The sequence below is a fragment of the Actinoplanes subtropicus genome, assembly GCF_000721705.1.
Classification (GTDB): Bacteria; Actinomycetota; Actinomycetes; order Mycobacteriales; family Micromonosporaceae; genus Actinoplanes; species Actinoplanes subtropicus.
Map to the genome: position 1 here is coordinate 20061 of NZ_JOJL01000012.1, position 14011 is coordinate 34071.

Below are 14011 nucleotides of genomic sequence, written 5' to 3' on the forward strand. Positions count from 1 at the left end.
GATGTGGTTACCTCCTCGCGTGACCCGAGTCACGGTCGTTCAAATCTGACGGGAGAGTCATGTTCAGCAAATCAGCTCCCCTGCACCGCCGCCTCGGCCGTGGACGTGCACTGCTGGCCGGGGTGGGCAGCGTCGCCCTCGCGCTCGCCCTCGCCGCCTGCGGCACCGGTGGCTCGTCAACCTCGGCCAAGGGCACGACGGACGTGGCCGCGCCGGCTGCCGGGCAGTGCGGCTCCGTTCCGGTTCAGGCGCCGCAGGACCCCGGTGGTGTTCTTGCGGCCCTGCCCAAGGAGATCCAGGCCAACTACAACCTCTTCGGCACGCCCGTCGTAGCCAGCGCCTGGGCGGGTTGGAAGCCGAAGCATGACGCGCCGTACACGGTCGGCATCCTCTGGCAGCCTCCGCTCAACCCCTTCGTCACGAGCACGCACGACGCTCTCACGAAGGCGCTCAAGGACTCGGGCAAGGTCAACGTCATCGCTGACCTCGCACCCCAGGGCCCGACGGACGTTCCGGGAAGCTTGCAGCAGTTCGGCCAGATCGTGGCGAAGAAGCCGGACCTGATCATCGCCTTCCCGCTCGCCCCCGAGCCCTTCGTGAAGCCGATCAGCGAAGCGGGCGCCGCAGGCATCCCCGTCGTCACGGCGTGGAGCTCCGTGCCGTCGGAGTACGCGGTGAGCGTCGCTGCGAACACCGCGTTGTCCAGCGCCAAGCAGGCAGCCCAAGTCCTGACGGCGATGGGCGGGAAGGGCAGCGTGCTCCAGATCCACGGCATCCCGGGTATCACGAGCGACAACAACACCTTCGCCGGATTCAAGGCCGCGCTGAGCCTCTGCCCGGATGTGAAGGTCGCGGGTGAGGTCACCGGCAACTTCTCCAGCGCGGCCGCCAAGGCGGCGACGCTGCAGTTCCTCTCCACGCACCCGGCCGGCGTCGGCGGGGTGTTCCAGAGCGGCGTCATGACCCCAGGCGTCGTCCAGGCCTTCGAGCAGCTCGGCAAGCCGGTGCCGCCGATCGCCGACGTCGGCTCCACGCAGGGCAGCCTCGCCTACTTCGCCAAGAACCAGAAGGCGCTCGTGGCCGGCGTGTCGACCCCCGACGAGGCGATCGGGCAGGCGCCCGCCCGAGTCGCGCTCCGCATCCTCGCCGGGAACGGTCCGAAGGTGAACCAGATCATCACGCTGCAGAAGCCGATCACGCGCGACAACCTCGGCGACGTCGTGCAGCCGGGCTGGGACCCGGCCAGCGCCGCGGATGCCTGGATCCCCGGAGACCAGCTGTTCACGGATGGTGAACTCGACAGCTACTTCGGTGCGAAGTGACCCAGCCCGACGGGACAGCGCGCGTCGTCGTCCGCGACGTCACCAAGACGTTCGGCGCGACGCGCGCACTCGCCGGCGCGGACCTGGAGATCCGCGCCGGCGAGGTGCACACGGTCATGGGCGAGAACGGCAGCGGCAAGTCCTCCCTGGCCAAGATCCTCTCCGGCGTTCACCGCCCGGACAGCGGCCAGGTGTACATCGACGGCTGCGCGGCCACCTCGCTGCGGTCTCCGGCCCGGTCGCACGGACTGGGCATCTCGACGGTGTTCCAGGAAGTCCTGACCCTGCCGGGTCAGACGATCCTGGAGAACATCTGGATCGGTGCGAAACGGTCCGCGCTGAGCGCCTTGGAGCGCCGGGAGCGAGCCGCCGGGACCCTGACCGCGCTTCTCGGCGAGCAGGTCGACGTCGACGCGCCCATCGAGGCCCTGTCCCTGTCCGGACGCCAAGCCGCGTGCATCACGCGTTCGCTGGTCCAGGGCCCGTCCCTGCTGGTCCTCGACGAGTCGACCTCGGCTCTCGACATCGCCACCCGCGACCGGCTGTTCGGCCTGGTCCGCGACCTGACCTCGGGCGGCGGCAGCGTGCTGTTCATCTCCCACCGCATGGACGAGGTCTTCCAGATCAGTGACGTGATCACCGTGCTCCGGGGAGGACGAACGGTCGCCGCCCGCCTGGACGCCAGCGCCACGAACCCCGGCGAGTTGGTGAAGCTGATGTCGGGTGTCGATGCCGACGTCACCCGACGAGTCAGCCGTTCGTCCGCCGAGCCCGTCCTGCGTGTCGACCAGGTCAGCGTGGACGGCTCGAACGAGCCGCTATCGGTGACGCTGCGAGCGGGCGAAGTGCTCGGACTGGCTGGCCTGGAAGGCCAAGGGCAGGACGCGTTCCTCAAGGCCCTGCGCGGCGTCGCCGTCAACGGCAACGTCATCCGCCACATCGAGGGTGCCGACCAGGTCGTCGACGGCCCGGCGCGAGCCCGTGCCCTGGGCATCGGCTACGTGCCGCGCGAGCGTCGACGCGAGGGCATCTTCGAGCCCCTGTCCGTCATGGAGAACTTCGGCCTCCCCACGCAGAGCCGGGACACGCGAGCCGGCGTGATCAGGTCTCGACGCACACTGGAGCGGCTCAAGCGGCTGGCCGCGCCGTTACGTGTGAAGATGGGCCACGCGGGTGATCTCATCACGACGCTTTCGGGCGGCAACCAGCAGAAGGTCGTCCTGGCCCGCACCCTGGCGGACGCACCCCAGGTGCTCCTCCTGAACGACCCGACGCGCGGCATCGACCAGAACGCCAAGCACGACGTCTACGCGACACTCGACGACCTCGCCTCCCGCGGCGTGGCGATCGTCGTCCTGTCCAGCGAGGTCGACGAACTGGTGCACCTGGCCGATCGGGTCCTCGTCTTCAAAGACGGGCGCGTCAGCGCGCTCCTGCAAGGAGACGAGGTCACTCGCTCGGCGATCGTCGCGGCCTACTTCGGAAGCCGCCCTTCCGAGCCGGCCACGGCGCCGAGCGGGAAGGAGACGCGCGATGTCAACCACGCACCTTCCGCCGACTGACGTGACGTCCGGGAAGCCCGGCGGCCGGCGGTACGGCTTCCGCCGGTCATTCCTCCGGCAGCCCTGGACCTTCTCGGCGATCCTGGTAGCCGGCCTCCTGGCGGCGAACCTCCTGGCCGAGCACTCGATCCTGGCTCCGCGGTACTGGCCGTCGCTGCTCGGCAACCTCGCGCCGTTCGTCCTGGTCGCTTTCGCCTCCACGCTGCCGATCCTGGGCGGCGGGGGTGGCATCGACATCTCCGTCGGCCCGCAAGCGACACTCACGAACTGCTTGCTGTGCGCCGTCCTCTTCCCGCACGGTCTCGGTTCCCCGTGGGTCTCGATCCCGCTGCTGCTCCTCGTCGGCGCCGCGGTCGGTGTGGTGAACGGCCTGCTGGTGGCGTTCGGCCGGCTGCAACCTGTGATCGTCACCCTGGCGACTTTCTTCGTCGTCAGCGGGCTTGCCCTTCGGGTCTCGCCCGGCCCCGCCGGGCTGGCGAGTGGGAATTGGACCGAGTCCGTGGCCGGCAGGATCGGCATCCTTCCCGGCGGCCTCGTCACCATCGGCGTCGTCGCGCTCGCCTGGTTCGGTCTCAGCCGCACTCGTGTCCTGCGCACGCTCTACGCCGTGGGCGCCGACGACGTCGCCGCGTTCTCCGCGGGTGTCAATGTCAACGCCTTCCGGATCGGGGCGTATGTCGCCTCGGGGGTCCTGGCCACGGTGGCCGGTATCGCGCTGACCGGCGTCATCCAGACCTCGCAGCCGGCGCTCGCACCGACCTATTCGCTGGTCGCGCTCGCGGCGGTCTCCCTCGGAGGCACGTCACTGCTGGGCGGCCGGGGAGGCCTGATGGGCTCCTTCTTCGGCGCGGTTGCCATCTTCCTGCTGCAGGACCTGCTGGCTGCGACGGGCGTTCCGACGAGTTACGTCCAGCTGGCGTACGGCCTCCTCCTTGTCGCCGGTGTGGTGCTGTCGGGCCTGACTTCGCGAGCAAAGGTGAGTTAGCGACATGACAGATCTCGTATCGTCCACCGTGACGCCACCGACCGCGGCGTCGGGCCGGGAGCCGAACGCGGGCCGGCTGGCCCGGCCCGCGGCGCTGGTCCGGCGTTTCCCGATCATCCAGATGGTCGTGCTGGTCGCCGTCTACGCGTGGGGTTCGGTCCGCCTGGAGGGCTTCTCCTCTGCCTCGTCCCTCCGCGCGATGTCGGTGCTCGCCGCGCTGCTCGCGCTTGCCTCTCTCGGGCAGACTCTGGTCATCCTGATCGGCGGCCTCGACCTCGCCGTACCGGGCTACATCACGGTCGGTGCGGTGGCGGCAGCGCAGCTCGGCGGGGACAGGCACTGGCCGCTGTGGCTGGTGTGCGCCTTCACCGTTGCCGTTTGCGGGCTCGCCGGCGCCGCCATCGGCGCGATCTGTCACCTCCTGCGGGTCCAATCGCTCGTGGTGAGCCTGGGCATGTCGTCCGTGCTCATCGGCGGGGTTGTCGTCGCGACGAACGCCACCACCCTGGGGATACCACCGGCGAGCCTTTCCTCGTTGTCCGCGGTCATGAGCACGACCTTCGGGATTCCGGCGCCTCCGGTCGTCGTGGTGACGATCGGCCTTGTGGCCGCGACGTGGCTGTTCCTCTCCCACACGGTCACCGGGCGCCGGCTGTACGCGACCGGGGCCAATCCCCTTGCCGCGGAGGAGATCCTCATCCCCACCGGGCGGATCCGGATCGGCGTGTTCGCGTTCGGGGCCGCGTTCACCGGCCTCGTGGGCATCCTGATCGCCGGCTTCTCCAGCGGGGCCAGCGTGTCGACGGGCGATCCGTACTTCTACTCGGGCCTGGCTGCGGTCCTCGTCGGTGGGACCGCGCTGGGGGCCGCGCAGGGCGATTTCCTCCGCACCGTGCTCGGAGCGCTGACCCTCACCGGCCTCACGACCATTCTCAGCGGCGCGGGTTTGGGGGAGGGCGACACCAGGATCCTGTACGGAGTCGCCATCATCCTCGTCGTTCTCGCCTACGGTCGGGGCCGCCGGCTCCGCGATCGCCTCTGAGCGACGTACGGCCAGGTCAGTCTGCGTACGAGACGACAAGGACCTACGCCGCCAGGACGCGCCCGTGCGGTCTGCTCGGCAGGCGGGAGGGGTGTCTGACGCCGGTCAGCCACCCCTCCGGCGCCGGAGTGTCCGGCGTGCCCGGGGGCCGGTTCAGAGCTGGTTGCCCAGCTTGAAGCCGTGCTGGGTGTCGCCCTCGCGGGTGTAGGAGAAACCATCGGCGCCGACGGTGACGGCCATCTCGGAGTCGTCGGTGCGCTCGACGAGCGGCTGCAGGTTGCCGTCGAGGTCGAGCACCCGGGAGGCCTCGGTGTACCAGGACGGCACGACCTGGTTGCCCCACCAGTCGCGGCGCTGGTTGTCGTGGACGTCCCACGTCACGAGCGGGTTGTCAGGATCGCCGGTCCAGTAGTCCTGGGTGTAGATCTCCACCCGATGTCCGTCCGGGTCGCGAAGGTAGAGGTAAAAGGCGTTGGAGACGCCGTGGCGGCCGGGACCACGCTCGATCACGTCCGAGATCCGCAGGGCGCCCAGCTTGTCGCAGATCGCCAGGATGTTGTGCTTCTCGTGGGTAGCGAAGGCGACGTGGTGCATCCGAGGGCCGTCGCCGCCGGTCATCGCGGTGTCGTGGACGGTGGGTTTGCGGCGCATCCAGGCGGCGAAGACGGTTCCTTCGGCGTCCTCGATGTCCTCGGTCACCCGGAAGCCCAGACCCGCCATGAACTTCATGGCCCGCGGAACGTCCGGCGTCACCTGGTTGAAGTGGTCGAGCCGCACCAGCGTGCCCGGTGTGTGCAGGTCGTACCGCCAGGCAAGACGCTCGACCTTCTCGATGTCGTAGAAGTACTCGACGGGGAAGCCGAGCGGATCCACCACGCGGAGGGAGTCGCCGATCCCCTTCACGAAGCCGTCGGACTTGCGGCGGGTTTCGCAGCCGATGCCTCGGTAGTACGCCTCGGCCTTGTCCAACTCCTCGGGGCTGCGGAGGCGGTAGGAGAACACGGCGACAGCGGGCTCCGGACCCTGCCGCAGCACGAGGTTGTGGTGGATGAACTCCTCCATCGACCGCAGGTAGAACGCGTCCTCTGTCTCCGCGCTGACGACGAGTCCGAGCACGTCGACGTAGAACTTCTTCGACGCCGCGAGGTCGGTCACGACGAGTTCCATGTAGGCGCACCGGACGATGTCGAACGGTGGCTCAGGAAGTGGCGAGGGGTGGGTGACGACGGGCATGTCTCGGCTCCTTTACTTGTCGGTGCGGAAGGACGTGGCGGCCCCGGGCCCCCTGCCGAAGCGTGGGGAGTGGGAGTCGTCGAGGGTGATATGGACGGCCTGGCTGTCGCTGTAGAAATCGATGGAGCGGTAGCCGCCCTCGTGACCCAGTCCGGAGGCCTTCACGCCGCCGAACGGGGTGCGCAGGTCGCGGACGTTGTTGGAGTTGAGCCAGACCATCCCGGCATCGACGTCGTGGGCGAAGTTGTGCGCGCGGCGCAGATCATTGGTCCAGATGTAGGCGGCCAGGCCGTACTTGACGCCGTTCGCGAGAGTAAGTGCCTCCTCCTCGCTGTCGAAGGGGGTGATCGCGACGACCGGTCCAAAGATCTCTTCCTGAAAGATGCGGGCGTCGGGCTTTACGTCGGCAAAGACGGTGGGGGCGACGTAGTTGCCATGGGCCAGCTCGGGAGGAAGGCCGGCCGGCCGGCCACCGCCGGCGATCAGGCGGGCCTCGCGCTTGCCGATCTCGACGTAGCTCATCACCTTGTCGTAGTGCTCGGGGTGAACCAGAGCGCCGACCTCGGTGCGGGGGTCACCCGGGTCGCCCACGACGACGTTTCTCGCGCGCTCGGCGTAGGCCGTGACGAAGTCGTCGTAGACGGCGCGCTCGACCAGGATGCGGCTGCCCGCGGTGCAGCGCTCGCCGTTGAGGGAGAAGACACCGAAGACGGTGGCGTCGAGCGCCGCCTCGAGGTCGGCATCGGCGAAGACGATGGCCGGGGACTTGCCGCCCAGCTCCATGGAGAGGCCTTTGAGGAAGGGAGCGGCGTTGCCGAAGATGATCTGTCCGGTGCGGCTCTCCCCGGTGAAGGAGATCAGCGGTACGTCGGGATGCTTCACGAGGGCGTCGCCGGCGGTCTCGCCGAGACCGTTGACCAGGTTGAAGACGCCGTCCGGAACGCCGGCTTCGCGGAAGATCCCGGCCCACAGCGAGGCCGACAGCGGGGTGAACTCCGCCGGCTTGAGCACGACGGTGTTGCCGGTGGCCAGTGCCGGGGCGAGTTTCCACGATTCGAGCATGAACGGGGTGTTCCACGGCGTGATGAGGCCGGCGACGCCCTTGGGTTTGCGGTTGACGTAGTTCACCTGTCTGCCGGGCACCTTGTAGGCGTCGTCGGCCTGGCCGACCACAAGGTCGGCGAAGAAGCGGAAGTTTTCCGCCGCGCGCTGCGCCTGACCAAGGGCTTGGGTGATCGGCAGCCCGGTGTCCCAGGTCTCCAACCGGGCCAGGCGTTGGTCCTGACTTTCGACCAGATCCGCGATCCGGTGCAGGATCCGCGAGCGCCGCCGGGGGAGCATCCTCGGCCACGAACCGTCGGCGAAGGCGCGTTTGGCGGCAGCGACGGCGAGGTCGATGTCGGTCCGCTTGCCTGACGCCGCCGAGATATAGACCTCGTTCGTCGTCGGGTTGAGGACGTCGAATGTCTCCCCGTCGATGCTGTCGACGAACCTGCCGTCGATGAAGTGCTGGAGGCGGGCCGGAAGGTGATCCGGGACCTGTTGGGGCATGGCAGTCTCCTGGTGACGTCGATTCGGGGGTGGCCGGTGGCTACGCGGGGCGGGCGGCCGCTGTGTGATGGTGCTGTTCTTGGTAGGCGAGAACCGCCTCCAGGGTGTTGGTGCGGTGCCCCCGGGCGGCGACCTCGACCTCGAGCGGTGAGGCGCCCGACTCGAGGAGGACAAGAAGCGCCTCGTGTTCCCGCACGGACTGGCGTGCCCGTCCGGGCACGAACCCGAAGACCGAGTCGCGCAGCAGCGTGAGTCGCTTCCATCCGCGGTGGACCAGGTCCAGGACGTGCGGGTTGGGGCAGAGCTCGAAGAGCGCGGTGTGGAAGTCGCGGTTCAGCTCGGTGATGCGACGGGGGTCGAAGTCGGTGACCGCGGCGCTGAGCTCCTTGTTGATCGCTCTGGCCCGCCGGATGCGGTCAGCGTCGATCAGGCCGACGGAGAGTGCGATCGCGGCGCCCTCCAGGACCGCGAGGGTCTGCATGGTGTAGCGGTACTCCTGCTCGTGCATGAAGGCGACCTGCGCGCCGACGTTGCGCTCGAACGTGACCAGTTGCTCTGCCTCGAGGAGCCGCACCGCTTCGCGTACCGGCACGGTGCTGGTCTGGATCTCCTTGGCGATGACGTCGAGGACCAGGCGGTAGCCGGGGGAGAAACGGCCGTCCTCGATGCGGTCCTTGATGAAGCGGTAGGCCCGCTCGGTCTTGCTTTCCGTCATGGCTGCACCTCGCTCCAGGCCTGATAGCGCTCACGCCAGGTGCCGGTGGGCGGGAACAGCCCGTCGACGGGCTGCCCCTCGGCGACACGCTGGGAAACCCACGCGTCCTGCCTCTCCTGCTCGAGGGCCGCTGCGGCGATCTCCCCGACCAGATGCTGCGGGATCACGACCACGCCGTCGTCATCCCCGACGATCACGTCGCCGGGTTGTACGGTCGTGCCGCCGCAGGTGATCGTGCCATCGACCTCCCAGGGGACATGGCGGCGGCCGAGGACCGACGGGTGGGCTCCCTGAACGAAAGCCGGGATGCCGATCGCGGCGACCGCGGCGGCGTCTCGTGCTGGTCCGTCGCTGACGATTCCCGCGGCCCCGAGGGTCTTGGCGCGCAGCGCGAGGATGTCGCCGACGGTTCCCGCGGATGCGTCACCACGAGCCTCGATGACCAGCACCTCGCCGGACTTCAGAGAATCGAATGCGCGTTTCTGGGCGTTGTAGCCGCCGCCGTGGGACTCGAAGAGGTCGGGGCGGTGGGCGACGAACCGGAGGGTACGGGCAGTCCCGACCAGCTTCGTGCCTGGAGCGAGGGGGCGGACGCCGTCCACGGAGCTGTGGGAGTAGCCCCGCCTGCGCAACTCGGCACTGACGGTCGCGACCGCACACCGGCGTAGGGCGTCACGCGCCTGCTCGCTGAGCGAGCCCTTGGCGGGCACGGTGATGCCGGCGGACTCGGCGTCCCCCCAGGCCTCTATCCGCTGGATGTCGTCGACGACCGGCTGGGCGCTGTAGGGCGGCAGCGGCGTGGTGCCTTCGACCACGCGGGTGACGAGCCGGCCGCTGGAGGGCGCGCCGGGAGCCGAGGGCGCGTCGACCTCGACCTCGACGACGTCGCCCGGTACGGCGACCGAGGACCCTGCCGGTGTTCCGGTGAGGATCACGTCACCGGGCTGCAGAGTGATGAGCTGAGAGAGGTCGGCCACCAGCACCCCGAACGGGAAGACGAGATCAGCGGTGGTGTCCTCCTGGACGAGGCGACCGTTCAGCCAGGTCCGCACACGCAGTGCGGTCGGATCGATGGCCGCCGCGGCGATGACTCGCGGGCCCAGCGGGGTGAATCCGTCGCCTCCCTTGTTGCGAAGATTGGCTCCCTTGTCGGCCGTGCGCAGGTCGTAGACGCCCCAGTCGTTGGCCGCGGTGACGCCGGAGACGGCGGCCCAGCCCTCTTCGGGCGTGACGCGCCGGGTGCGCCGGCCGATGACGAGGGCGACCTCGCCCTCGTAGGCCAGCAGTTCGGTGCCCAGAGGCCGTTCGATGACGTCGCCGCTGGCGGACACGGACGAGGTCGGCTTGACGAAGTAGGACGGGTAGGCGGGTTTGCGGCCTCGCTGGGCGATGCGGGAGGGGTAGTTCAGGTGCAGCGCGATGACCTTCCCCGGAGGCTCCAGAGCGCTCACGGCATCTCCTTGATGTAGTCAGCAGCGAGTTTCTCGCTGCCTCGGGCGAGCAACTGGACGTCGGCGCCGACGAGGATGAAGTCGGCGCCGGCGGCCAGGTAGCGCCGCGCGAGTGTGGGGGCGAAGGCGTTGACGCCGACGGGGGTGTGCGCGCGGCGGCCGGCCGCGATGCACCGCAGCACGCTGTCGACGACGTCGGGGTGGTCCTGCTGGCCGAGCATGCCCATCGAGGCGGCCAGGTCGGAGGGGCCGACGAAGATGCCGTCGATGCCGGGCGTCCGGGCGATGGCGTCGACGTTCGCGACCGCCGTGGCGCTCTCGATCTGGACGTAGACCGACAGCGTGTCGCGCGCCGTCGCGAGGTAGCCGTCCACCCGGTTCCATCGGGAGGCCCGGGCCAGGGCGCTTCCGACGCCGCGGATTCCCTCGGGTGGGTAGGACGTCGCCCGGGCCACCTCCGCCGCCTGCTCGGGCGTATCGACCATCGGTACGAGGAGGTTCTGGACGCCCAGGTCGAGGTACTGCTTGATGGTCACGGCGTCCGCGACCGGAGGCCGGACGATGGGCGTCGCCGGGAGCCCGTGCACCGCCTGGAGCTGGGCCAGGATGGACTCCAGGCCGTTGGGGCTGTGCTCGGCGTCGACGAGCACCCAGTCCACGCCGCTACCGGCACAGATCTCCGCGACGAGCGGGCTGCCGCTGCAGACCCAGATGCCGACGAGAGGGCGGTCGGTCGCGGCGAGCGCCTGCCGGAAGGTCGGGTCGAGGCTCAAGCGAAGCGGCACGTGATCGCCCCCAGCGTTCCGTAGTCAGCGTGGACGGTGTCGCCGCGCTCGACCCACATCGGACGGGTGAAGGAGCCGGCCAGAATGATGTCGCCGGCCCGGAGGCTGGTCTGATGGTGCTGGAGTTTGTTCGCCAGCCAGGCCACGCCGCTCGCGGGGTGATTGAGCACTCCCGCGGCGACGCCGGTCTCCTCGATGGTCTGGTTGCGATAGAGCAGGGCGCCCACCCAGCGCAGGTCGACCGCGTCGACGGCGACGGGGCGACCGCCCAGGACCATCGCGCCCATGGCGGCGTTGTCACTGATCGTGTCGACTATCGTTCTGCCGCTCAGCTCGATGTGCGAGTTGAGGATCTCCAGCGCAGGGACGACGTATCTGGTCGCCGACAGAACGTCGAAGACCGTGCAGTGCGGGACGTCGAGCGGTTGGTCGAGGACGAATGCGAGCTCAACCTCGACCCGTACGTTGGAGTAGTTGGCGAAGGGCACGACGGCGCCGTTCTCGAACACCATGTCGTCGAAGATCACGCCGTAGTCGGGCTCGGTGATGCCGGTCGCGGCCTGCATCACCCTCGACGTCAGACCGATCTTGCGGCCCACGACCCGATGCCCGGCGTCGGCTCGACGCCGGGCCCAGAGCGCCTGGACGGCGTAGGCGTCCTCGACCGTCATGCCGGGGTAGCGAGCGGTCAGCAGCGGAACGACCGAGCGCGTTCGGTCCGCCTCGAGCAACTCGTCGGCGATGCTCTCGATCTGGGAGGGTCCGAGCATGGGTTATCCCTTCAGCGTCAGGACGAGCAGGAGGAGGTTGAGAGTGACGATCCCTAGGGCGACGACCGTTCCGGCGATGCGAAGGGCGGCTCGGTTGGCGAAGGAGCCCATCACCTCGCGGTCTGCCGTCAGGCGGATGAGGGGTATCAATGCCAGCGGAATGCCGATGGACAGGACGACCTGGCTCAGCACCAAGGCCCGAGAGGGGTCGACGCCGGTGGCGAGCACAACCAGGGCGGGGATGATCGTCACGACCCGTCGGGTGATGACAGGCACGCTGACCTTCAGCAGGCCCGCCATGATCTCGGACCCGGCATAGCCGCCGAGCGTCGTCGACGCCAGACCGGACGCCAACAGGCCCACCGCGAACACCAGGCCGACGCCCGCGCCGATATGGGCGGTCATCGCGCTCGCGGCCCCTTGGAGGGTATCCGTATCCCCGATGCCTCGCAGGGCCGCGGCGGCCAGCAGAAGCATGGCGAGGTTGACGCTCCCGGCCACAGCGAGAGCGGACCCGACGTCCCAGCGAGTCGCCCTGAGCAGCTTGTCGGCCAGCCCCGAGGGTACGGGGACGCCGGGTGCGCAGTGGCGGTCACGCGCGAGGCTGGAGTGCGCGTAGATCGCGTGCGGCATCACGGTGGCACCGACGACCGCGGCAGCGAGGAGCACCGAATCGGTCCCCGAGAAGCGCGGTGCCACACCACCCAGCGCGCCGAGCCAGTCGACGTGGCTGACCGCCAGGCCCGAGGTGAAACCGATCACGATGACGGCCAGCATGCCGATGAGCACAGCTTCGAACGTCCGCTGCCGGCGGCGCGATTGAAGCGCCAGCATCCCGAAGGAGACGGCACCGACGATCAGCCCTCCCAGGACAAGAGGGAGGCCGAACAGGATCCGCAGAGCCAGGGCGCCGCCGATCACCTCGGCCACCTCGGTCGCGACGATGGTCACTTCGGCCTGGGCCCAGTACAGCAGCCGCCAGCGGCCGGACAGGCGCGCCCGCATCTGCTCGGGGAGGCTGCGGCCAGTGACGATCCCGAGCTTGGCGGACAGGTACTGCGCAACCACGGCGGCGATATTCGCCAGCAGCAGCACCCATACGAGCAAGAAGCCGTACCGGGCACCGGCGGTCAGGTTCGTCGCGACATTCCCAGGGTCCACGTACGCGATCGACGCGACGAACGCGGGCCCCATCAGCCGGACCAAGTGTCCACCGTTGAACGACCGGCCGCGTTTCTCTGTCGGCCAAGCAGTCGCCTGGACCTCTTCCTGAACCGTCATGGTGGCCCTCCCTCCTGGTCCGGTTCTCGTATATGAAATCGTAGATGCGGTTCAGAACGTAGCGTATCGAATGAGATCCGGGAAGAGTGACTAGGAACCGATACGGGCCGTACCGTATAGTGTGGCCAGGTCAACCGAAAGGGAGTCACCCATGAAGTTGGGACGGATCGAGGTCCAAGGCCCGGACGGCGCCGAGCCCCGGGTCGTGGCGGCGGAGCCGGAGAACGCAAGGGTCATCGACCTGAAGAAGGCGTACGCCCTCGCGCTTCAGAAGGGCGGCGCCACGGTCGAGGGGTCACGGCACCTCGCCCACGCGACCTTCCGTGACCTCACTCAGGGCATCTCGACCGGCGACTTCTTCCTCCAGGCGGCGCACGAGGCGCTCAAGGCAGCTGACGACGCCTCCTTGCCGATCGCAGAGGTCACCTGGAAGGCCGCGATCAAGCCGCCGGTGATCCGGGACAGCCTGACTTTCAACGGGCACATCAAGAATTTCTTCGGCAACGTCATGAAGTCCGTCCCGACGCGGGCCGTCTACGAGCGGCCGGGGTTCTTCAAGGGCTCGACGGCGACGATCTACGGAACGAACGAGACGATCCCGTACCCCGACATCACCGAACAGCTCGACTACGAGCTCGAGATCGGCTTCATCATCGGCAAGCCGGGCCGGAACGTCACGCCGGAGGACGCGTTCCGGCACGTCTTCGGTATCACGATCTTCAACGACTGGTCCCTGCGCGACGTGCAGGTGCTGGAGAGCCCGATCGGCATGGGGGCGCAGCACTCGAAGGACTTCGCCTACGGGATCGGCCCCTGGATCGTCACCCTCGACGAGATCCCGTCGGTCATCGGTCTCACCGGCCAGGTGCGCGTCAACGGCGCGGTCTGGTCCGATACCAAGGTCGAGGATTTCATCTGGAAGCCGGAGGAAACCGTCTCGTACGTCTCGCAGTTCGACGGCCTCCAGCCCGGCGACCTCATCGGCTCCGGCACCATGGCGTTCGGCGCGGGCGTCGAGCTGAGAAAGTTCCTGCAGCCCGGCGATGTGCTCGAGCTCGAGCTGGAGCGCGTCGGGATCCTTCGCAACCCCATCTCGGCCAGCAAGGAGTCCGCGTCCTGGTGGCCGACCCCGCAGCCGTTCCCCTTCGAGGAGGCCTGAGCATGTCGTCGATCATGCCCCGCCCGCCGGTCCGGCGCGTTGTCACGGGCCACGATGACCGAGGCCGAGCGGTCATCCTCTCCGACGGGCCGGCGCCCAACACGTTCCGCTCCGCCGCCATCGCCGGATTCGGTGCATCCGTCGCCTGGTTTACG

Annotated in this window: 12 protein-coding genes; 5 read left to right on the forward strand and 7 right to left on the reverse strand. The window is 68.8% G+C overall.

Features of this window, described 5'->3' with window-relative positions; genetic code table 11:
- The first annotated feature begins 59 nt into the window (after positions 1-59).
- The 4 genes from IH26_RS0118330 (at position 60) to IH26_RS0118345 (ending at position 4911) form a co-directional block, all read left to right on the forward strand.
- Positions 60-1322: a substrate-binding domain-containing protein gene (locus IH26_RS0118330; RefSeq protein ID WP_084598905.1), complete on the forward strand. Its 1263-nt coding sequence runs from the start codon at positions 60-62 to the stop codon at positions 1320-1322.
- The gene (locus tag IH26_RS0118335; protein ID WP_051808255.1) at positions 1319-2884 is read left to right on the forward strand and encodes a sugar ABC transporter ATP-binding protein; all 1566 of its coding nucleotides are present in this window, start codon (positions 1319-1321) and stop codon (positions 2882-2884) included. Before IH26_RS0118330 ends, IH26_RS0118335 begins: the two co-directional genes overlap by 4 nt.
- Positions 2856-3869: an ABC transporter permease gene (locus IH26_RS0118340; protein ID WP_084598906.1), complete on the forward strand. Its 1014-nt coding sequence runs from the start codon at positions 2856-2858 to the stop codon at positions 3867-3869. Before IH26_RS0118335 ends, IH26_RS0118340 begins: the two co-directional genes overlap by 29 nt.
- Positions 3870-3990: 121 nt before the next feature.
- Positions 3991-4911 carry an ABC transporter permease gene (locus IH26_RS0118345; protein WP_169789768.1) on the forward strand — a complete coding sequence of 307 codons (921 nt, stop codon included), beginning with the start codon at positions 3991-3993 and terminating at the stop codon, positions 4909-4911.
- A gap of 153 nt (positions 4912-5064) precedes the next feature.
- On the opposite strand, the gene hpaD is transcribed toward IH26_RS0118345, so the two are convergent.
- Genes hpaD through IH26_RS0118380 form a run of 7 tightly spaced genes read right to left on the reverse strand, consistent with a single transcriptional unit; the run spans position 5065 to position 12697 of the window.
- Entirely contained in the window at positions 5065-6144 is a 1080-nt protein-coding gene (gene hpaD / locus IH26_RS0118350; RefSeq protein WP_051808257.1) for a 3,4-dihydroxyphenylacetate 2,3-dioxygenase, read from the reverse strand.
- Positions 6145-6156: 12 nt separating this feature from the next.
- A complete protein-coding gene (hpaE, locus tag IH26_RS0118355; protein WP_034215600.1) occupies positions 6157-7695 on the reverse strand; it encodes a 5-carboxymethyl-2-hydroxymuconate semialdehyde dehydrogenase in 1539 nt (512 codons plus the stop codon).
- A gap of 40 nt (positions 7696-7735) precedes the next feature.
- Complete coding sequence (locus IH26_RS0118360) at positions 7736-8410, reverse strand: GntR family transcriptional regulator (protein WP_030437433.1); 675 nt, start codon at positions 8408-8410, stop codon at positions 7736-7738.
- Positions 8407-9861: a fumarylacetoacetate hydrolase family protein gene (locus IH26_RS0118365; protein ID WP_030437434.1), complete on the reverse strand. Its 1455-nt coding sequence runs from the start codon at positions 9859-9861 to the stop codon at positions 8407-8409. Before IH26_RS0118365 ends, IH26_RS0118360 begins: the two co-directional genes overlap by 4 nt.
- Positions 9858-10646 carry an HpcH/HpaI aldolase family protein gene (locus tag IH26_RS0118370; RefSeq protein WP_030437435.1) on the reverse strand — a complete coding sequence of 263 codons (789 nt, stop codon included), beginning with the start codon at positions 10644-10646 and terminating at the stop codon, positions 9858-9860. The genes IH26_RS0118365 and IH26_RS0118370 overlap by 4 nt, the downstream gene beginning before the upstream one ends.
- A complete protein-coding gene (gene hpaH, locus IH26_RS0118375; RefSeq protein WP_030437436.1) occupies positions 10631-11416 on the reverse strand; it encodes a 2-oxo-hept-4-ene-1,7-dioate hydratase in 786 nt (261 codons plus the stop codon). The genes IH26_RS0118370 and hpaH overlap by 16 nt, the downstream gene beginning before the upstream one ends.
- Before the next feature lie 3 nt (positions 11417-11419).
- Entirely contained in the window at positions 11420-12697 is a 1278-nt protein-coding gene (locus IH26_RS0118380) for an Nramp family divalent metal transporter (protein ID WP_084598908.1), read from the reverse strand.
- A gap of 151 nt (positions 12698-12848) precedes the next feature.
- Here IH26_RS0118380 and IH26_RS0118385 point away from each other — a divergent pair, with 151 nt between their 5' ends.
- Entirely contained in the window at positions 12849-13856 is a 1008-nt protein-coding gene (locus IH26_RS0118385; RefSeq protein WP_030437438.1) for a fumarylacetoacetate hydrolase family protein, read from the forward strand.
- Positions 13857-14011: the final 155 nt, after the last annotated feature.